Raw genomic sequence first — 18,256 nt, forward strand, 5'->3', positions numbered from 1 at the left:
TCCGCTCTCCGTCGCCGGACACACGACGGACACCTCGGCACCCGGGCGCCGCCGGTCACCCGACCGGCGGCGCTCCCGCGCTGTCCCGCACCACCACCTCGCCCGCCACCCGCACCACCCGGGCCCGCCGCCCCGCGGACTGCTCCCGCAGCGCCAGCGCGATCACGTCCTCGCCCATCGCGGTCAGCGGCAGCGCCACCGTGGTGAGCGCCGGTGACAGCTCCCGGACCAGCGGAATGTCGTCGAAGCCGGCGAGCGAGACATCCTCCGGTACCCGCAGCCCCACTTCCCGCAGCGCGGCGAGCGCACCGACCGCCATCACATCGGTGACCGCGAACACGCAGGTCGGCCGGGGGTCGTCGCGGGCCAGCAGCGCGCGAGCCGCCGCGTACCCGCCGTCGCGGGTGAACGCACCCTCCACGACCCGGTCGAGCACGATGCCCGCCTCGGCGAGGCCTTCCCGGAAGCCGGCCAGCCGGTCCGAGACCGTGGTCAGCGCGGGCGGACCGGTGAGCACCGCGAATCTCCGGTGCCCGAGCGAGACCAGCCTGCGGGCGAGCGCGACCGCCCCCGCCCGGTTCTCCGGCTGTACGGTGTCCACGCGCAGGCTGCGGTGCCGGCTGACGACGGCCACCCGACCGCCGCCCCGTACGTACGGCTCCAGTTCGGCATCCAGGGCGCGCTCCCATGCCCGGTCCTGGAACCCGGAGCCGATGAGCAGGATCGCTCGGGCGCGCTGGGCCCGCAGCATCGAGACATAGGCGATCTCCCGGGCGGGTTCCCGGAAGGTGGAGGCCAGCATCACCAGCAGACCCCGTTCGGCCGCGGCCCGCATCACACCACTCGACACGGCGGCGAAATAAGGATCACTGACGTCATGACAGATGACGCCCACCGTACGGTTGTTGGCCGAGCCGGCGAGCGCCTGCGCGTGCGCGTTGGGGATGTAGCCGAGCCGGCCCGCCGCCGCCCGTACTCGCTCGCGCAGGTCGTCCCGGACCCGGGCCGTGCCGTTGAGAGCGCGCGAAGCGGTGGCGGAGGAGACGCCGGCCTCCCGGGCCACGGCGTCGAGCGTCACATGGGTGGGCGCGGGCGGGACTCCGCGCGGTCCCGGCCGGTGCGGTGTTCCCCGTTCACTCAACTCGACCCCCAGGGGCGCGGTGATGGAAGGGCCCGAAACTTGTCGACGACCTATTGACCCTGCGTGCAGGCAGTCATTAGCGTGGCGAAAACCTTACCAGAAAGCGCTTTCTGGAAGCGCCTTCTCGTCATCGCAGGATCGCACAGCTCTCCACAACTACCCCAGAAGTGCAGGGAGTTCACAGTGAGCCAGAGCGCGTTGACCAAGAGTCCCGGCGAGGCGCCGGGAGTCGTCAGGCGGGCCGGTCCCTCGCTGGGGGAGCGATTGACGCGGGCGGCCGAGCAGAGCTGGCGGCCCGTCGCCCTGCTGCTCGTCTGTTTCGCCGCCTGGTGGGCGATCTCGGCGGCGCGGCTGGTGAAGCCCTATCTCGTGCCGTCACCCGGCGCGACACTCGATGTCCTCACCGGCAAGGCGGGTTACCTCTGGCAGCACACCTGGGTGACCACCTACGAGACGCTGCTCGGCTTTCTGATCGCCACCGCCGTCGGTGTCCTGGCAGCGGTCGTCATGGTGTACTCCTCGACCGTCGAGCGCACGCTCTATCCGATCCTGCTCTTCGCCCAGGTCGTGCCGAAGATCGCCATCGCGCCGCTGTTCGTCGTCTGGCTCGGCTTCGGCATCGAACCGAAGATCCTGATCGCCGTGCTCATCGCCTTCTTCCCCGTGGTGATCTCCATGGTCACCGGCCTCAAGGCAGTCGACCCGGAGACGCTCCAGCTGTCGGCGACGATGGGCGCCAGGCCCTGGCAGACCTTTCTCAAGATCCGCTTCCCGGCTTCGCTCCCGCATCTCTTCTCCGGTCTCAAGGTCGCGGTCACCCTGGCGGTGACCGGCGCCGTCGTCGGGGAGTTCGTCGGTGCCAACGAGGGCCTGGGCTATGTGATCCTCCAGGCCAACGGCAACCTCGACACCCCGATGCTCTTCGCCGGGCTGCTCGTGATGTCCCTCATCGGCGTCGTGCTCTTCGTCGCCGTGGAAATCGCCGAAACGCTGCTGCTCCCGTGGCACGCCAGCCGCCGGGAGACCTCCGCCACCACCACGTACTGACTCCGCCGTACCGACTTCGTCGTGAGAAGGGCCAGCCCATGCACGCGCGCAGACTCCTGATCGGTGCCGTACCCCTCGTCCTGGTGGCCACGGCCTGCGGTGGCAACGACGCGTCGACCACCACGAGCGACTCGGGCAAGAAGCTGGACAAGGTCACGCTGACGCTCAACTGGTATCCGTACGGCGAACACGCGCCGTTCTACTACGGCAAGCAGCAGAAGATCTTCGAGAAGCACGGCATCGATCTGAACATCCAGGCGGGTCAGGGCTCGCAGAAAACGGTGCAGGCCACCGCCGCCGGCCAGACCGACTTCGGCTGGGCGGACACCCCGGCACTGCTCGCGGGCGTCGACCAGGGCGTCCAGGTGAAGAGCCTCGGGGTCTTCCTCCAGACCACCCCGGCGTCGGTGCAGTCCTTCGACGCGGAGGGCATCGGGTCGCCCGCGGATCTCAAGGGAAAGACCATCGCGGGGACCGCCGGTGACGCGCTCTCCAAGACCTTCCCGATCTTCCTGAAGAAGAACAACCTCGACGCGTCGGACGTCAAGGTCCAGAACACCGATCCGGCGGGCAAGATCGCCGCGGTGATCTCCGGGAAGACCGACGGGCTCCTCGGCTACGCCAGCGACCAGGGCCCCACCATGCAGGAGAAGGCCAAGAAGAAGGTCTCGTATCTGCGTTTCTCCGAGAACGGGCTGAACTTCTACTCCAACGGTCTGCTCGCCGGACAGAAGATCCTCGCCACGAAGTCCGAACTCGCCGGACGCATGGTGCAGGCGGTCAGCGAGTCGTGGGCGGCCGCCGAGAAGGCCCCCGGGCCCGCCGTGGCGGCGATGGACGGAGCCTCGGAACAACTGCCACCGAAGACGGTCCTGGCCGAGCAGTTCAGGACGACGCTCACTCTGCTGCACACCTCGTCCACCGAGGGGAAGGCGCCCGGAGTGAACAACGAGGCCGACTGGCAGCAGACCATCGACGTCTTCGCCGAGGCGGGCATGGTCAGCAAGCCGAAGGCCGTCGCGGACTACTGGGACGAGAAGACGGCGCTGAAGGGATGACGATGCCGAAGCAGTACACGACGCGGACCAAGACATCGGTACCTGCCGCGGCGGCGGTCGGACTGTCCGATGTGGCGGTCCGGTTCCGCAGCAGGAAGCACGATGTCACCGCGTTGCGCGAGGTCTCGCTCGATGTGGCGCCAGGAGAGTTCGTGGCCATCGTCGGTCCGTCCGGATGCGGCAAGTCGACCCTGCTCAAGCTGGTCGCCGGATTGCTGAAGCCGTCCTCGGGCGAGGTCCGGCTCGGTGGCGAGCAGGTCGACGGTGTGCGGCACGACATCGGTTACGTGTTCCAGCGCGCCGCCCTCCTGGAGTGGCGCTCGGCGCGCCGCAACATCCTGCTCCAGGCCGAGATCCGGAAGATGCCTCCGGCGCAGGCGCGCGGCCGGACCGACGAACTGATCCGGATGACGGGCCTGACCGGCTTCGAGGACGCGTATCCGCATGAGCTGTCCGGCGGAATGCAGCAGCGTGTGGCGTTGTGCCGGGCGCTGCTGCACGAACCCCCGGTGCTCCTGATGGACGAGCCGTTCGGCGCGCTCGACGCGCTCACCCGCGAGCAGATGAACATGGAGCTGAACCGCATCTGGCGGGAGACCCGCACCACCGTCCTGCTGGTCACCCACTCCATCTCGGAGGCCGTCTATCTGGCCGATCGCGTCGTGGTCATGAGCCCGCGCCCCGGCACTATCTCCGAGATCATCGAGGTGGGTCTGGACGCGGAACGGGAGTACGGCGAGACGCTGGGCCGCCCGGAGTTCCGGGACGCGGCCGCCCACATCCGCGACCTGCTGGGTGCGGCCTCCGCGCACGACTGACGGGGTCCTCGGCCCCCGGACGGGCTTGAGGACCGAGCCCGTCCGGGGCGATGGAGGACAGCACGGCCGCTCTGCTCACTTCAGCCCGAACGCGTCCGCCGGCAGGTCCCGCCGCGTGCACCTGCCGCTCAGTACCGCAGCCGGGACAGATCCGTACAGCTCGCGAGCGCCGAGGCGGACGGATCGGCCGGCGCGTCGTGCTCCACCAGCCACTGCTTCACACCGCCACGCCGCGCCGTGCCGAACATCGCCGGGAAGTCCAGCACCCCCGAGCCGACATCCGCGAAGTCCCCGTTGGACGCCAAGTCCTTCACATGGAGTGCCGGGAAGCGTCGCGGATGCCGTACGAAGAGCTCACCCGGCGCCGAGGCGCCGCCGTTGGCCGCCCAGTAGGTTCAGCTCTTGATGCGGTCAATGGGCCGGTGGTGCACGTCTGTGACGTAGCCAGGGCCTCGGCGCACGGGGCGCGGGACGGAGCCGAGCGGTGGCCCCCGGTCCGGGGCCACCGGCCCGGTCACCGGCGGAGGAACGCGCCGATGCGCTCCCGGAGGCCCTGCGGATCGAGTCCGTGGGCGGCGAGGTGCTCCTCCAGCTGCCCGTATTTGCGCAGCTCGGCCCGCCCCACCCCGAGGCCCAGCACACGGTGGGGCAGTTCCGCGAGCGCGTCATTGGCGGCGGCGGTGGACGTGCCCGCCAGATACGGTTCGACGATCACCACATCGGCGGTCCCGCGGTCACCGGCCGCCCGGCGCAGCCCCGCCCCGTCGAACGGGCGGACCGTCGTCGCGTACAGCACGGACACATCGAGACCCTCGGTCGCCGCGAGGACGTTGTCGAGCATCGGCCCGACCGCGATCACCACCCCGCCCGTCCCTTCGCGCACCGTGAGGAATCCGTCCGCCGCGCCGACCGGGCGAGCCCGGTCGTTGGACTGCAACGACAGCCGCACATACACCCGGCCGTCCCCGGCCGCGGCCTGCCGCAGCAGCGCCTCGGCCTCGTCGGGGTGGCCCGGCACCTGAATCGTCCAGCCGTCGAGGGTGTCCAGGAGGGCGACATCGCCTGGTGCCATGTGGGTGAAGCCTCCGGCCGGCCAGTCGTACGAAGCTCCGGCGCTCACCAGCACCCCGCCCACTCCCTGGTGGCCGAAGTCCAGCTTGACCTGCTCGAACGGCCGCTCCACGAGAAAGCTGGCGAAGGTGTGCACGATCGGTCGGAGGCCGGTGAGGGCGATTCCGGCCCCCGCGCCGACCAGCAGCTGTTCCCTGATGCCCACATTGACGACCCGGTCCGGATGAGCCCGTTCGGCCCCTTCGAAACCGTCCCGGCTGATCTCGGCCAGCACCAGCGCGAGACGGGGGTCCTCGTCCAGCAGCTGCGATGTGGTCGAGATGAAGCGGTCACGCATCGTGTCCATGTGAAGTGTCCCTCTCCGATTTCGTCGGTACCGCGTCTTCGGCCCTGGCCCGACGCGTTCAGTTCTTGGGGGCGACCCGCGCGACGACGGCCCGCGGTCGTCCGGGGTGGGCGGCCGTGAAAGCCGCGTGGAGTGCCTGGTGGTCCCGGCCGTCCACGGAGTCGACCGACCAGCCGGCGGCCTCGAACCGGGCCGCGATCCCGCCGGGACGGCCGTAGGACGCCGACGCGTTGTCGATCACCACGGTGTGCAGCTGTTCCAGCCCGGCCGGGCCCGCGTAGGCGAGCGCCTCGTGATTGCTGCCCTCGTCCAGTTCCGCATCCCCGATCAGCACCCACACCCGCGGATCGGTCAGCCCCTGCGCCCGCAGGCCGAGCACGCTCCCCACGGCCAGCGGGAGCCCGTGCCCCAGCGACCCGCTGCCGATCTCGACCCCCGGCACCAGCGTGCGGTCCGGATGATGCCCGAGTGGCGAGCCGTACGAACCGAAACCCGACAGCAGCTCCTCGCCGAAGAAGCCGTGCGCGGCCAGGACCGCGTAGTACGCCATCGGCCCGTGCCCCTTGGACAGCAGGAAGCGGTCGCGGTCGGGTGCGTCGGCGGTGCCGGGCGTCACCCGCAGTACCCGGTCGTAGAGCACCCAGAGGGCGTCCAGGGTGGAGGTCGCGGCGGGGCCGTGTTTCTCGTCCCCCGTCATCAGGCCCATCAGCCGGTTCATGTCGCCGTATTCGGCCCTCGGTGCGGCAGTCGTCTTCGTCATGGGTCCAGCGTGAAACGTCAAGCTTGGTCGAGGTCAAGCCGGGAAAGCGGTTCGTGACCACCCGCCCGAGTGCGGTATTGTTCTCATGCACGTTCGGCCAGGAGGAAGCCCCAGGTCAGGCGGGCATCGGGACGTGGCGCAGCTTGGTAGCGCACTTGACTGGGGGTCAAGGGGTCGCAGGTTCAAATCCTGTCGTCCCGACTTTGCGAAGTCGGAGGTCAGGGGCCGTTTCAGAGGAATCTGAAGCGGCCCCTTGATCGTTTTTGGGGACCAGTTGGGGACCGATCCGCCTTGACCGCGTCAGCGGGCGACGACGATCGGGCTCGGCAGGGACTGGGGAGCGCGCAGCACGCTGAGGTGTGCCGAGAGGGCGGCGCCTGCGGCGGTGATCTTGTGCACGTCGGGGTGCACGTGTCGCTGCGTGGTGGTCAGCGAGCCATGGCCGGCGATCCTGCGTGGGACGTGCACCTGGACCCCGGCGTCGGCGAACCGGGTGAGTCCTGTGTGGCGCAGGTCGTGGCGGCGAAGGTGCTCATGGCCGAGCTTCGTGACGACGTCGTCCCAGTGGGTCGAGTCACGCAGGACCGCGGTGGAGATACGGCCCTTCCTCTTGTCCAGGAGGCCGCCGGGAGTGGGGGTGGTCTGGGCCGGGAGTTCCGTGTTCGGGGACGGTACGGCGAGGGGGATGCCCCGCCGTTTGTGGGCCTGGCGGGCGGCGTGGGCTGCCTACCGGTAGCCCACGGACGGCGCGGTGCTCTGCCACACGTTCACAGAATCCCGCCCCTGCGGGGGAGTTCGGTGACGGATTGCCGGGTCGGGCGGGGCAGGCCCAGTTGTTCCCGCGCGGCATGCACCGCGGCGACCTGATGGTCACCTTCCGGACCCCAGTCGAACAGCTCGCAGACCTGCTCCGGTGTGGCGAGGAGCCGAGCGTAGGTGTGTCCGGTCGCGGGGGCGGGCCGCCATGGCCCGAAGCCGGCCAGACGGCCGGCCATGCGCACGCGAGCGCACGGGCCGGGCTGCTGGGCGGCGTTGTCGTCGTACAGGTATCCGAGGTGGAGCAGCTGTTCACCGATGCGGGCGTTGGCTTCTTCCGCGGTTTCGCGGCGCAGGGTCGCAGACGGGCCCCCGTGGTCGCCCGGATCGACAGTGCCGCCGGGCAGGCACGCCGATCCGGTGTCGGTGCCGATCAGGACCAGGACGCGGCCATCGGGTGCGAAGAGCCAGCCCCAGCTCTGCTGGAGAGGCAGGCCGCTTGGGACCGTTGCGCTGTGCCAGGACCAGTGTTGGGGTTTCCGGGCGGTGGCCAGGACTCTGTGCCGGTCCAGTGGTGTCGGGTCCAGGGGGCGGCCGTCTTCGAGGAGGGTGGTGGTGCCGTTGATGCGTGCTCGGAGCGCGGAGAGGGTACGGCGTGCGTCTCCTGGTTCCATGATGTCCGGGAGCCTGGCGGGTTCGGCGAAGTCGATCGCGAGGATCTCGCGGTCGGGCAGGCGGACTGCGGCGATCTGCTCGGCATTCCAGGTGCCGCCGTCGTACACGAACAGGATTTCGCCGGGGAAGCGGGTCTCGGCCGGGTAGCCGGGGGTGTTGGAGGGGATCCAGTCGACGGCGAGGCCGCGGGTGTAGTGAGCTGTGACACCGAGTTCTTCCAGGGCTTCGCGCGCGGCGGCCCGGGAAGGCGATTCGTGGGCGTCGACGGCGCCGCCGGGCAGCAGGTGGACATCGCGGTAGTCGACCCTCTGGACGAGAACTCGTCCAGAGGTGTCTGTGATCAGTGCGGAAGCGCCCGTCCACAGGGTCGATCTGGAAGCGCCATACTCCGCGTCGGTCATGGCGGTTCCTGCGCGGGTGGTGTCGTCCGGGGGTACGAGCGTCATCGTTTCTCCAAGGGGAAGGCGGAGATCGGGTGGCTGGCAGATGCCCGTAGGCCACAGGCAGGGGGTGGTGCGCCGGCAGATGGGTGCAGGTGCGGCCTGACCGGCCGCACCGGGCAGTTCAAGCAGTCAGTTCCGTGTGGGCGGCTTCCTGGGGGACGAGGTCGTGGCGGATGTACCACTCGGTGCTCACGATCTCGCGCTGAACGGATACGGGGAGAGCGGCGATCCGGCCAGGTGCGACGCCTCGTTCCACCTCGCTCTGGTGAGCCAGGACCGCGGCCAAAGCGCCAACTGAGCTTCTCAAGTGCCAACTGCGCAGCGGCTCCGTCCCGTTCACGGGCCCCGGCAGCAGCCTGCGGGACTGAACACCGCGGACGACCGCAGTTCACGGCACGGCCCTCCTGCCAGCGGCCGGTCATGGGCGTTCCACCGGCCCGTACAGGGCTGCCTTCTGTCCCTTCATCGGCGCCCAGTACCTGTCGCCGAAGCTGAAATGCCGCCGTTCTGTGCCATGGTGCGGCTCGGTATGCCGCTGCGATCCGCTCACGTTGCGCCTTCGGGGCGCCCGGCGAGCCGGACCGTGAACACGGCGTGCTCCACCAGGGATTGATCAGGCGCGTGAGCGTAGAGCAGCGCGCGGGCGTCGGCCTCAAATGCGGCGTGACTCTCCCGAAGAGATCCTGACCCGCGAAGGGGGTGCCCACGCCTGTTCTCCGGGCAACGGCGCGAGGAGCGCGTAGACGTCGGCCGCGGCGTGGACGAGGGTCAGAGTGCAGCTGTCGAGTGCGGGAGCGAGCGCGTCCCGGGCCTGGTCCAGCATCCATCGGCTGACGTCGACCGCCTCGACATGCGCCAGGCCGGGAACGCCGGCCAGGAGCGCGAGCGGCACCTGCCCAGTACCTGTGCCGGCCGATGGCCTTTGCGGTGAGGCAGCTGCGGCATCACTGGCGTCCGCGTGGCGAGTACCTCGTACTCGATCAAGGCTTGCGGGCGACGGCGCACCACATGGGCAGGGTGTCGTCCGAGGTGGAGGACGGTCCGGGACGCCAGCGGGTCAGGGTGACAACGCCCGGTTCCAGGATCTGCAGGCCATCGCAGAATCGTTGCACCTCTTCGTGGGTGCGGGGGGTGGCGGAGGCGTGGCTGGCGGCGCGTTCGTTGTAGATCCGCATGGATTCGGCGACCTCTGGGGCGGTGACGTCGACGGCCGGATGGGACAGGACGAGGTGGCTGCCCGGTGCGAGGCCCTCCAGCAGCCGGCGAGTGACGTCCCACGGGTCCTCGGTGTCCTTGATGTACTGCAGGATCGCCACCAGCATGAGGCCGACCGGCTGGTCCAGATCCAGGGTGCGGGAGGCCGCGTCGAGAATCGTGTCCACGTCCCGGGCATCGGCCTGCACGTAGTCGGTCTGTCCCTCAGGGCCGCTGACCAGCAGCGCCCGCGCGTGGGAAAGGACGATCGGGTCGTTGTCGACGTAGACGACACGCGACTTGGGGGCGGCCCGCTGAGCCACCTCGTGGGTGTTCTCCGCGGCCGGTATACCCGTACCGACGTCGAGGAACTGACGGACCCCGGCCGCCGCGAGGTGACGTACGGCGCGGCCGAGGAAGGCCCGGTTGGCCCGGACCGACGGCACGATCGTCGGGTTCGCCCGGGCGGCGAGTTCGGCTGCCTCCTGATCCACCGGACAGTGGTCCTTGCCGCCCAGCCAGACGTTGTAAACGCGGGCGGGGTGCGCGCTCGTCGGATGCGGTGCGGACAGCGCGTCGTCGTTCATCGTTCGTCACCTCGTGCGGCACGGCCAGTCGGACTCAGGTTCGGTCACGGTACCTCTGTGATCCGCCCTTCACTGGCGATCAGCGGAAAACCCCTGGCGGGCGCTCTGCACCGGCGCGTACTTCGAAAACATGGTGAGGGACGCGATCAGGCACGATCAGGCGGTTCACTGCACGGCCTTCCTCGCCCACGTCCGCGACGTGCGGAAACGAGAAATCCGTACCTTCTTCTCGGTCGGATACGCCATCACCGAGCCGGTCCGCCGCGCTGTCCGTGCCATGCCCGACCGCCTCTGGCATTCCGCCCTGGGCCGCTACCGGCAGCTGCACGTCACGCCCCGCCTCACCCGCGGCGGCCGACGCCTGCGCTTGCGGACCTCGGCAACCTGGCCCTGGAGATACGAGCCGGCCATGGCCTTCCACCGCCTCGCCGCACTGCCCCGTCCCGCCGGCTGACCGGTGAACCCCTGCCCGTCCACGTCCCGAATTCACCTGACCGCCGGTCCACTTTCCGCCAGGCTGACCCGCCATGACCACATACGAACTTCTGCTCATCGGTGGTGGTGCGGGCGTCGGGAAGACCACCGTCGCCTGGGAAGTGTCCTCAGCGTTGCAGAGGGCAGGGACGGCGCACTGTTCGCCGAAGCAACCGTGAAGCAGCGGCTCGTTCAACGGGAAATCCGGTCAGAGCTCGACGCCCACATAGAGCGAAGCCTGTGGATGGGGCGACGTTTGGACGAAGAGGCTCCGGCATGCACCGTCCGCATCCCGACGGACGGCCGGTCCGTCCTGGACATTGCTGCACAAGTGATCCAAGCAGCCGCTTGGTAGGCCAGGGCCGCGAACCTGTGAAGGGCTCTGGCACAGCCGGATAGGAGAAAGCCGTCCCCAGGTCTTGGCGCGAGACGTCCTCAGCTTCACCCTTGACGAGGGCGTGGTCACCCGAGCCAGGTCCGGAACTGCACGGCATATCGACCTGACGACCTTGCCTACTACGAGGCACCCCCTACGTCCTGCCCGGCGCAGGCTGAACCGTTCCTGGGCCTCTGGTCGCACGTGCCCGGCCGCCGATCACCTGACTGGGAACGGACCATCGCTACTGCCGAGCACCTGTGCGCCCAGGTCACCGTCCGTGCACTCACATCCGCCGCCTTCCCGCCGTCATGCGTGCAGGACATCCAAGGAAGCGGTCGGATGCACTGAAAGGATGTGATCACGGACCTTGAGGTACTGCGCTCGTTCCGGGCCGTCGCGGACGGCGAGACGGTCACCGACGTCGCGGCCGAAGCCCGGATCACCCAGCCCGCCCTCTCCCGCGCCCTGAACCGCCTTGAGGAGGAAGTCGGCGCGCAACTCCTGCAGCGGGTCGGCCGCGTACTGCACCCCACGCCGGCCGGCCGGGTGTTCAAGGAACACGTCGACAGCCTGCTCGACAGCTACGACCGCGGACGGCGGGCCGTGGCCGAAGTCATCGACCCCGAGGCGGGCGTGGTCTCCCTGGCCTTCCTGCACACGCTGGGCACTTGGCTCGTACCACGACTGGTCACGAGCTTCCGGCAGACCAACTTCAGTGCCAGGTTCGAGCTGTACCAGGCGGACGAGAACGGGCTCACCCGGCGCCTTCCCGACGCCACCGCGGACCTCATCGTCACCGGCAAGGATCCCGGCCATCCTCACATCACCTGGCGTCGCCTGCTGATCGAACCCCTCTGGCTCGCCGTGCCTGCCCGTCATCGTCTCGCCCAGCGCCGGCGCGTCCGCCTCAGCGAAGTGGGCGGCGAGCAGTCCATCGTGCTCAAACCCGATTTCGGCCTGCGCAGCATCACCGTGGGTTCCCAGGAGCGTGGGCCAGCAGCGGTGCCCGCTGAGCGATGGGCGGCTGGGTAGGCTTCCGGTCATGAATACGGCCATCACCGGCAGCGGGGCCGCTGAGCCGGTCATCCTGGACGTGATGGAGCTGATGTCCGATCCCGACCTGCAGCGAGGTTCGCGGAGTCGGCACACCGGATCCTGGCGGACCTGGTCCTCGGGGGTGCCGCGCTCGGCTGGGTCGAACCACCCCCGCGTAGTGAGGTGGTGGATCTCTTCGGTCGCGTCATCAGTGCGGTGCAGGCCGGGGACGGAGCCCTGCGTGCCGCTCACGTCGACCGTCGGCTGGTCGGGCTGGGGTACTGGCTGCGCCACCCCCGGCCGACCCACCGGCCGCACGCCGATCTGGAGAAGTTCGCGGTGGACGTCACCGTCCATGGGCGTGGCGAGGCGTGGCGTCGGTCGGGCGCTGACGGCTGCCTTGATCGCTGACGCCCGGCGGGCGCGCATCGAGGTCCTCACCCTGGATGCCCGCGGCGACAACAGCAATGCCCTGCACCTCTACCGGTCGCTGGGCTTCACCGAATACGGTCGCCTGCCCGACTTCGTCGCCGTCGGCGAACGCCGCTATGACAAGGTTTTCTACATGGTGGACTTCCGCCGACAAGCCTGACACCGCGCGTGGAGGTGGCCCGCGGTGCTTCGTGATCCTTGGTCAGGGATGATCGCGATATGCGCGAGGGGGGCGGCGTGCGGATTGGGCGGCGAGGACTGCTCGGTCCAGCGGCTCTCGGGGCGCGGCCGGCGCCCGGACGGAGGGCGGCGTCCGGGCGTCTCAGTCCCTTCGTGAAGGAGCGTCGGGCATGCGGCAGGCGCCGATCCAGATGGTCGTGACCGCGCTGACGTAGCGGGCGCCGCAGCGGTCGGACGGGACGACGAGCTGGGCGCCGGCCGCGTCGAGGTCCTCGTCGTCCATGCATGTCGCAAGGAGCATGGGGGCGTTGCCGAAGTCGGCGTCGATCTCCGCCCAGGACAGGACGGTGTGGTGGCCGTCGCCACCGCTCACGGCGAGCAGGAAGCGGGAGCGCTCCTTGCGCCGGACCGGGTCGAAGTGCGGACGCGTCCGGCTCACGACCTCGCGCAGCAGCGGTCCTTCGAAGGTGTGATGCTGCGGCCCGGCGGTCGCGCAGTCGAAGACGACGTCCGCACGGTGCTGGGTCCAGCCCTGTCGCAGGTCGGCGACGGTCAGTGTCGTCGGTAGGGCTACCTCCCCCCAGAGTGCGAAGGTGCCGTTCCTGGCGGTGGTCGAATGCGGTGGAGTGCTGAGCCGGCTCATCGTCAATCCCCTTCGGGCGGTGGGTGCCGCGACTGCGCCCAGTGATACCCGACCGCCCGGGGCGGGAATCGTGATTGCTACCCAAATCACGCTTTTTCGCGTGTGGTTGTGAGCTTGCTACGAGTGAACCGATCGCATTCTCCAGGTTCATGTGCCAAGAGGCAGGTCTTCGGCGTCGGCGTGTGCGTCCCGGCCGAGCGCGAGCCAGACGCGATCCCGGGTGAGGGGGAGTTCGGTGAAACGGATCCCGGTCGCGTCGCGCAGCACGTTGGCGAAGGCGGGTGCGACGGGATTGAAGGGGCTCTCACTCATCGACTTGGCGCCGAGCGGGCCGATCGCGTCGGTGGTCTCCGTGAAGTGGACCTCGGTCCGGGGGACGTCGGCGTACTGGGGGAGCCGGTAGCGGCGGAACGCGGCCGTGGTGACCTCGCCGCGCTCGTCGAGTCGTACGTTCTCGAAGAGGGTCGCCCCGCAGCCGCTCCGCGAGCGACTGCGCGGCCAGCAGCACGGCCTTGCCCGCGACCACGGTGCCGGCGGAGCTGAAGGCGCCGGTGTCGTGGCGTACGACGTCGGTGTCGGACTGCCGGATCGTGATCCGGCCCTCGGTGGTGTTCAGGGCGCCGGCGGTGATCTGCTTGTGGACGGTGGTGGTGCCGTTGCCGAACTCGGCCGTGCCGACGGCGATGTCGTACGTGCCGTCGGGCAGGAGGGAGACACGGGCGTCGGCGTAGTGGCCGCCGGGCGGGCCGGTGGCGATCATGGCCATGCCGGTGCCCTGGCCGGTGAGCCACCCCTCGGGCACGTCCTGGTCGCTGGTGTCCTCGGCGATGGCCCGGCGGACCACGGACAGGCACTGGTCGAGTCCGTAGGAGGCGATGTGCAGGTCCTCCTCCTCGCCGATCGGGCTGTGCATCGGCTCGCCCGGACCGATGATGTTCCGCTCGCGCAGGACCAGCGGATCCATGCCGAGGCGGCGGGCGAGTTCGTCCATCGCGGACTCGACGGCGAAGGTGACCTGGCCCAGGCCGCACCCCCGGAAGGCGCCCGCGGGGACGGCGTTGGTGTAGACCGAGCAGGCGTCCACCTTCTTGTGCGGGGCGCGGTAGACGGCGAAGGACTCACCCACGCTGTGGAACATGACGGCCGGCCCGTGGTTGCCGTACGCGCCCGTGTTGGAGACCACCCGCATCTGTACGGCGGTCAGGGTGCCGTCCGCTCGGGCCCCGAGCTTGATGCCGATGGTGAAGGGATGCCGGGTGGTCGCTCCGTAGAACTGCTCGGCGCGGGTGTACTCCAGCTTCACCGGCCGACGCAGCTTCAGCGCGGCGAGCACCACGATGTCCTCGGTGAGCATCTCCTGCTTGCCGCCGAACCCGCCGCCGACGCGGCCCGCGACCACACGGACCTCGTCCTCCGGCAGGCCGTACAGCGCGCACAGGGCGCGCCTGGTCAGGAACGGCGTCTGGGTGGAGGAGCGCACGGTCAGGCGCTCGCCCGTCCCGTCCTCCTTCGGCTCGAAGTACGCCACGCAGCCGTGGGTTTCCAGGCTGGCGTGCTGAACGCGCTGGGTGCGGAAGGTCTCCTCGTACACGACATCGGCCTCGGCGAAGCCCTGCTCGACGTCGCCGATCTCGCCGTGCACCTCGCCCGCCACGTTGTCCGCGGCGCGGGCGATCCGCGACCGGGGCCCCTTGTCGCCGTGCAACGCCGGTGCGCCGGGCAGCATCGCGGCCTCCGGGTCGGTGACGTACGGCAGTTCCTCGTACGTCACCTCGATCCGGCGGCAGCCCTCCTCGGCCGCCTGCTCGCTGTCGGCGACGACGGCGGCGACCCGCTGCCCGACGTACCGGACGACACTGTCCAGGACACGGGTGTCGTCGGGGTCCTCCGTGGGGTGCTCGTGGCGGGCGCTGGAATACAGCGTGGCAGGGGCGTCCTCATGGGTGAGCACGGCGTGTACGCCGAGGACCCGGAGGGCGGCGCAGGTGCCGACGGCGACGATCCGGGCGTGCGGGTGGGGGGACCGCAACAGCCTCATGTGCAGCAGGCCGGGCACCTCGATGTCGAAGGTGTAGCGGGCGGTGCCGGTGACGATCCGGGGGCCGGCCGGCGCGCCGACGTTCCTGCCCACAGCCTTTCCCGCACAGGGGCGTTCGGTGTGCTTCACGCCCCGTACGGCGTCCTCGATGGCGCGGTAGCCGGTACAGCGGCAGATATTGCCCTTGAACGCGCGGGGCAGATCGTCGAGTTTGCCGTCGTCGTGCGCGGAGCCCTGTTCGGCTTCGAGCGCGGCGGTGGTCATCAGGAAGCCGGCCGTGCAGAAGCCGCACTGGTATCCCTGCGCGTCCAGGAACTTCTGCTGTACGGGATGGAGTTCGCCCTCGGACGAGGCGAGACCCTCGACGGTGGTCACGCCGCGGCCCGAGGTGCGTACCGCCGGATACAGGCAGCTGTGGACCGGCTCGTCGTCCACGTGGACGGTGCAGGCGCCGCAGTCCCCGGCGTCGCAGCCCTTCTTCACGCCGAACCAGCCGCGTTCGCGCAGGTAGGTGCGCAGACACTGGCCGGCGCGCGGTGCGTCCTCGAACGTCTGCTCGTTGATCCGGATGTGGAAGCTCATCGGGCCCCCTCCTGAGCGGGTCGGGTCAGTTCACGGCGGAACTCTTCGGCGAGGCGGAATCCCATGTGCCGCCGCCACGCGGGCAGTCCGTGGATGTCGTCGAACCAGTCGTTCTCGCCGATGGCCGACGCGATCGCGTCCCGAAGCCCCTCGGCGTCCGGCGGCAGCGGAAACCAGAACCGGAACGGGCGTACGGTCGCCGCGCTGATCGTCACCATCAGTGAGCCGTCCACCGGATCGAGTGTCCCGATCACCAGCGCGCCCGAGCGCCCCAGCCCGTACAGCGACGCCTGCCGGAACGCCGTACGGCACTGCATCGCCCGGCCGGTCAGCGTGACGGAGCGCAGCAGTTCGCCCTCCGCGAGGTCCTTGCGTCCCGCGCCGGTGATGAAGTCGACGACCTGCACGCGCCGCAGCGAGCCGTCCTGTGCCTGCAGGAGGCACTCCCCCGTCGAGCGCGGCGGTCAGCGAGATCATCGGCCCGGCGGGCAGGCCGTTGCACAGGTTCCCGCCGACGGTCGCCATGTTCCAGATCTTGAACGAGGGCAGGAAGGCCCGGCAGCGCTGCTCGAACAGCGGTCCTGCCGCCGTGCCCGGCGTCCGCGCGAAACGGGAGAGCCGAGCGATCGTGCAGGTCGCGGCGATCTCCAGCGACCCGTCCTGGTGGAGTACCAGCGGCTCCCAGCCCATGCGGCTGAGGTCGATCAGGCGCCGCAGGTGCGGCTGGGGCTCGGAGAAGAGATATGTCCCTCCTCCCAGCCAGGCGTCGCCCGGCCGCCACGGCTCGCGCAGACACGCGTCCCGTACGTCTGTGACCGTGTTCAGACCCATCTCCCCGCACGCCTCCCGACCGGTGTTTTCACGCCAGTGAAGCCCGGAGAGGGCCCGGGAGACGACTGGTTCGAAGCCCGGAAGACCTCCAGTCGGCACAGTCGCGTGCTGGAGGATCAACCAGGAGGCATTTTGCGCCTGGCTTCGGGCATCTACGATGTCCCGACTCGTATTGCCTCGTAAATGTGAGGTGCGGGCTTGCCCCGCGACCGCGCAAGGAGCCCGCATGCACGTCGAACATCTCCTCCGGCTCGACCGCCTCGATCTCGCCCTGGTCTGGGGCGAGAGGGCGCTGCTCGGCCAAGAGATCAGCGGGGTGACGGCCACAGATCTGGAGGACCCGGCCCGGTTTCTCCAGCCGGGGGAGATCGTCCTCAGCGGCCTCGTGTGGTGGAGCCCGGACGGCGGCCGGGAGAAGACCGACCGTTTCGTCTCCGCCCTGCGCGCCGCCGGAGCCGTGGCACTCCTCGCGGGCGAGGAGACCCATGGCGAGGTCCCCGGCGAGCTGGTCGACACCTGCCGCAGGCACCGGATCGCGCTGCTGGCCGTTCCGGCGCACACCAGCTTCCGGGCGATCACCGAAGCGGTCTACCTCCGCCAGTGGGGCGAGCTCAGCCGCCGCCCCACGGACCACTTCGCGCTTCCCGAGAACGTACGCGGGGAACTGGGCCGCGAACTGGAGCGCGGCGCGTCGGCGGCCGATCTGCTGGAGCGCGCGTTCGCCCATCTCGGCCCGCCCCCGTGTTACCTCCTGACCGGCAGCGGCCGTACGGTCGCCCGCACCGCCGCAGCACCGGAACTGCCCGCCCGGCAGGCGGCGGAGTGCCTGCGCGAAGCGCGCGGCACGACGCTGCGGATCGAGGCCGACGACTCCGTCTTCGACGCCTGGCACCTCCATCTGCCGGAAGAGGGGCAGGCGCCACCGCGCGTTCTGCAGGAGATAGCCGAGCTTCTCGGGCGGCATCGGCGCCGCGGCGACCGGCGAGGGGCCGCGGGCAGGGAGGCCGGCGGGCAGCTGATGGGACTCGTCGGTGCGGCATACCCCGACGTGAACGCCCTGCAGAATGCGCTGAGTTCGTGCGGACTGGCGGAGAAGGGGCCCTACACCGTCGTGGTCGCCTCGTCGGGGCCGACGGATGACGGCCCGGGAAGCCGTGACGCGCTCACGGAGGCGCTGAACCATCTCCCTTCACTCTCCTTCGCCGTCGCCGGGCGTCCCGGCGGCGAGGCGGTCGCGGTTGTCGCCGCTCGGGCGAAGGACGGGGAACGCGATGTCCGGGCAGGGCTGGGGGAGGTGTGGCCACTGCTGCACGCCTGCCGGCCGGACATCGCCCTGCACGCCGGGGTCAGTCGGCCCGTCACCGGCCCGGAGGAACTGGGCACGGCTCTCGCCCAGGCCCGCCACGCACTCGCCGCGGCCCGCACGACGGCCCCGCACACCGCGCGAGTGGCCGGCATCGATAACCTCGTCAGCCTGGAGACGCTGGTGGCGGGTGTGCCCCACGACGTGCGGGCCGTCTACCGCGACACGGTGCTCGGCCCGCTCCTGCACGCCGATCGAGCCTCGAACGCCACGCTGCTCGCGACGCTCGAAGTCTTCCTGGCGCACAACTGCTCCTGGGCCAGGACCGCCGAGACCCTGCATCTCCATGTGAACACGGTCCACTACCGCATCCAGCGGATCGAAAGCCTCACGGGCCGGGATCTCTCCCGCCTCGACCACAAGCTGGATCTGCGCGCGGCGCTGCTGTGCCGCTGACGACCGC

14 protein-coding genes, 1 tRNA gene and 6 pseudogenes are annotated in these 18,256 nt (G+C 70.0%); 10 read left to right on the top strand and 11 right to left on the bottom strand.

Going from position 1 to position 18,256, the window contains the following annotated elements; all coding sequences use genetic code 11:
- Positions 1-55: 55 nt before the first annotated feature.
- Positions 56-1,078: a LacI family DNA-binding transcriptional regulator gene (locus tag ABZ826_RS21725; RefSeq protein WP_361450723.1), complete on the bottom strand. Its 1,023-nt coding sequence runs from the start codon at positions 1,076-1,078 to the stop codon at positions 56-58.
- Positions 1,079-1,324: 246 nt separating this feature from the next.
- Between ABZ826_RS21725 and ABZ826_RS21730 the strand changes: the two genes are divergently transcribed.
- The 3 genes from ABZ826_RS21730 to ABZ826_RS21740 are packed head-to-tail and all read left to right on the top strand — an operon-like array spanning position 1,325 to position 4,064.
- Complete coding sequence (locus ABZ826_RS21730; protein WP_361450580.1) at positions 1,325-2,188, top strand: ABC transporter permease; 864 nt, start codon at positions 1,325-1,327, stop codon at positions 2,186-2,188.
- 38 nt (positions 2,189-2,226) lie between these two features.
- Positions 2,227-3,246, top strand: coding sequence for an ABC transporter substrate-binding protein (locus ABZ826_RS21735; protein ID WP_361450585.1), 1,020 nt, complete (start codon positions 2,227-2,229; stop codon positions 3,244-3,246).
- Positions 3,243-4,064 carry an ABC transporter ATP-binding protein gene (locus ABZ826_RS21740; RefSeq protein ID WP_361450588.1) on the top strand — a complete coding sequence of 274 codons (822 nt, stop codon included), beginning with the start codon at positions 3,243-3,245 and terminating at the stop codon, positions 4,062-4,064. The genes ABZ826_RS21735 and ABZ826_RS21740 overlap by 4 nt, the downstream gene beginning before the upstream one ends.
- Before the next feature lie 128 nt (positions 4,065-4,192).
- On the opposite strand, the pseudogene ABZ826_RS21745 reads toward ABZ826_RS21740, so the two are convergent.
- The 3 genes and pseudogenes from ABZ826_RS21745 to ABZ826_RS21755 form a co-directional block, all read right to left on the bottom strand.
- Positions 4,193-4,456: pseudogene (locus ABZ826_RS21745) on the bottom strand (sugar phosphate isomerase/epimerase); the annotation flags it as partial.
- Positions 4,457-4,578: 122 nt separating this feature from the next.
- On the bottom strand, positions 4,579-5,481 hold the full coding sequence (locus ABZ826_RS21750) for a transketolase (protein WP_361450591.1): 903 nt from the start codon (positions 5,479-5,481) through the stop codon (positions 4,579-4,581).
- 58 nt (positions 5,482-5,539) lie between these two features.
- Complete coding sequence (locus tag ABZ826_RS21755) at positions 5,540-6,241, bottom strand: transketolase (protein ID WP_361450594.1); 702 nt, start codon at positions 6,239-6,241, stop codon at positions 5,540-5,542.
- A 127-nt stretch (positions 6,242-6,368) separates the two neighbouring features.
- Here ABZ826_RS21755 and ABZ826_RS21760 point away from each other — a divergent pair.
- Positions 6,369-6,442 (top strand) — tRNA-Pro (locus tag ABZ826_RS21760).
- A 99-nt stretch (positions 6,443-6,541) separates the two neighbouring features.
- Here ABZ826_RS21760 and ABZ826_RS21765 read toward each other — a convergent pair.
- Positions 6,542-6,844 (bottom strand): annotated as a pseudogene (locus tag ABZ826_RS21765) (tyrosine-type recombinase/integrase); the annotation flags it as partial.
- A 164-nt stretch (positions 6,845-7,008) separates the two neighbouring features.
- Positions 7,009-8,118, bottom strand: a complete 1,110-nt coding sequence (locus ABZ826_RS21770) for an NUDIX domain-containing protein (protein WP_361450597.1) — start codon at positions 8,116-8,118, stop codon at positions 7,009-7,011.
- Between the two features lie 163 nt (positions 8,119-8,281).
- Between ABZ826_RS21770 and ABZ826_RS21775 the strand changes: the two genes are divergently transcribed.
- Positions 8,282-8,413 (top strand): hypothetical protein, encoded by a 132-nt coding sequence (locus ABZ826_RS21775; RefSeq protein WP_361450600.1) that lies wholly within the window; start codon positions 8,282-8,284, stop codon positions 8,411-8,413.
- Between the two features lie 354 nt (positions 8,414-8,767).
- Here the strand turns inward: ABZ826_RS21775 and ABZ826_RS21780 are convergent, their stop codons facing one another.
- Both ABZ826_RS21780 and ABZ826_RS21785 read right to left on the bottom strand, forming a co-directional pair.
- On the bottom strand, positions 8,768-9,007 hold the full coding sequence (locus ABZ826_RS21780; RefSeq protein ID WP_361450603.1) for a hypothetical protein: 240 nt from the start codon (positions 9,005-9,007) through the stop codon (positions 8,768-8,770).
- 88 nt (positions 9,008-9,095) lie between these two features.
- Positions 9,096-9,896, bottom strand: coding sequence for an SAM-dependent methyltransferase (locus tag ABZ826_RS21785; RefSeq protein WP_361450606.1), 801 nt, complete (start codon positions 9,894-9,896; stop codon positions 9,096-9,098).
- Positions 9,897-10,026: 130 nt separating this feature from the next.
- Here ABZ826_RS21785 and ABZ826_RS21790 point away from each other — a divergent pair, with 130 nt between their 5' ends.
- From ABZ826_RS21790 to ABZ826_RS21805, 4 genes and pseudogenes are all read left to right on the top strand, one after another.
- Complete coding sequence (locus ABZ826_RS21790) at positions 10,027-10,350, top strand: hypothetical protein (RefSeq protein ID WP_361450609.1); 324 nt, start codon at positions 10,027-10,029, stop codon at positions 10,348-10,350.
- A 73-nt stretch (positions 10,351-10,423) separates the two neighbouring features.
- A pseudogene (locus tag ABZ826_RS21795) lies at positions 10,424-10,725 on the top strand (hypothetical protein).
- A 378-nt stretch (positions 10,726-11,103) separates the two neighbouring features.
- A complete protein-coding gene (locus ABZ826_RS21800; protein WP_361450612.1) occupies positions 11,104-11,781 on the top strand; it encodes a LysR substrate-binding domain-containing protein in 678 nt (225 codons plus the stop codon).
- A gap of 10 nt (positions 11,782-11,791) precedes the next feature.
- Positions 11,792-12,376, top strand: a pseudogene (locus tag ABZ826_RS21805) (GNAT family N-acetyltransferase).
- Between the two features lie 162 nt (positions 12,377-12,538).
- Here ABZ826_RS21805 and ABZ826_RS21810 read toward each other — a convergent pair.
- The 3 genes and pseudogenes from ABZ826_RS21810 to ABZ826_RS21820 all read right to left on the bottom strand — a co-directional run bounded on the left by ABZ826_RS21810 (position 12,539) and on the right by ABZ826_RS21820 (position 16,490).
- Positions 12,539-13,039 (bottom strand): molybdopterin-dependent oxidoreductase, encoded by a 501-nt coding sequence (locus ABZ826_RS21810; protein ID WP_361450615.1) that lies wholly within the window; start codon positions 13,037-13,039, stop codon positions 12,539-12,541.
- A 147-nt stretch (positions 13,040-13,186) separates the two neighbouring features.
- A pseudogene (locus ABZ826_RS21815) lies at positions 13,187-15,659 on the bottom strand (molybdopterin-dependent oxidoreductase).
- Positions 15,656-16,490 (bottom strand): annotated as a pseudogene (locus tag ABZ826_RS21820) (FAD binding domain-containing protein). The pseudogenes ABZ826_RS21815 and ABZ826_RS21820 overlap by 4 nt, the downstream one beginning before the upstream one ends.
- A 226-nt stretch (positions 16,491-16,716) precedes the next feature.
- Between ABZ826_RS21820 and ABZ826_RS21825 the strand changes: the two are divergent.
- The gene (locus ABZ826_RS21825; protein WP_361450618.1) at positions 16,717-18,249 is read left to right on the top strand and encodes a helix-turn-helix domain-containing protein; all 1,533 of its coding nucleotides are present in this window, start codon (positions 16,717-16,719) and stop codon (positions 18,247-18,249) included.
- Positions 18,250-18,256: the final 7 nt, after the last annotated feature.

Origin of the sequence: Streptomyces sp. NPDC047515, from assembly GCF_040643055.1 — a bacterium.
In the GTDB taxonomy this organism is placed as follows: Bacteria; Actinomycetota; Actinomycetes; order Streptomycetales; family Streptomycetaceae; genus Streptomyces.

Coding starts and splice junctions, on each gene's coding strand:
- ABZ826_RS21785 (WP_361450606.1), bottom strand. CDS start 9,896: ATGAACGACGACGCGCTGTCCGCACCGCATCCGACGAGCGCGCACCCC.
- ABZ826_RS21735 (WP_361450585.1), top strand. CDS start 2,227: ATGCACGCGCGCAGACTCCTGATCGGTGCCGTACCCCTCGTCCTGGTG.
- ABZ826_RS21750 (WP_361450591.1), bottom strand. CDS start 5,481: ATGGACACGATGCGTGACCGCTTCATCTCGACCACATCGCAGCTGCTG.
- ABZ826_RS21790 (WP_361450609.1), top strand. CDS start 10,027: ATGGTGAGGGACGCGATCAGGCACGATCAGGCGGTTCACTGCACGGCC.
- ABZ826_RS21740 (WP_361450588.1), top strand. CDS start 3,243: ATGACGATGCCGAAGCAGTACACGACGCGGACCAAGACATCGGTACCT.
- ABZ826_RS21770 (WP_361450597.1), bottom strand. CDS start 8,118: ATGACGCTCGTACCCCCGGACGACACCACCCGCGCAGGAACCGCCATG.
- ABZ826_RS21755 (WP_361450594.1), bottom strand. CDS start 6,241: ATGACGAAGACGACTGCCGCACCGAGGGCCGAATACGGCGACATGAAC.
- ABZ826_RS21810 (WP_361450615.1), bottom strand. CDS start 13,039: ATGAGCCGGCTCAGCACTCCACCGCATTCGACCACCGCCAGGAACGGC.
- ABZ826_RS21825 (WP_361450618.1), top strand. CDS start 16,717: ATGCACGTCGAACATCTCCTCCGGCTCGACCGCCTCGATCTCGCCCTG.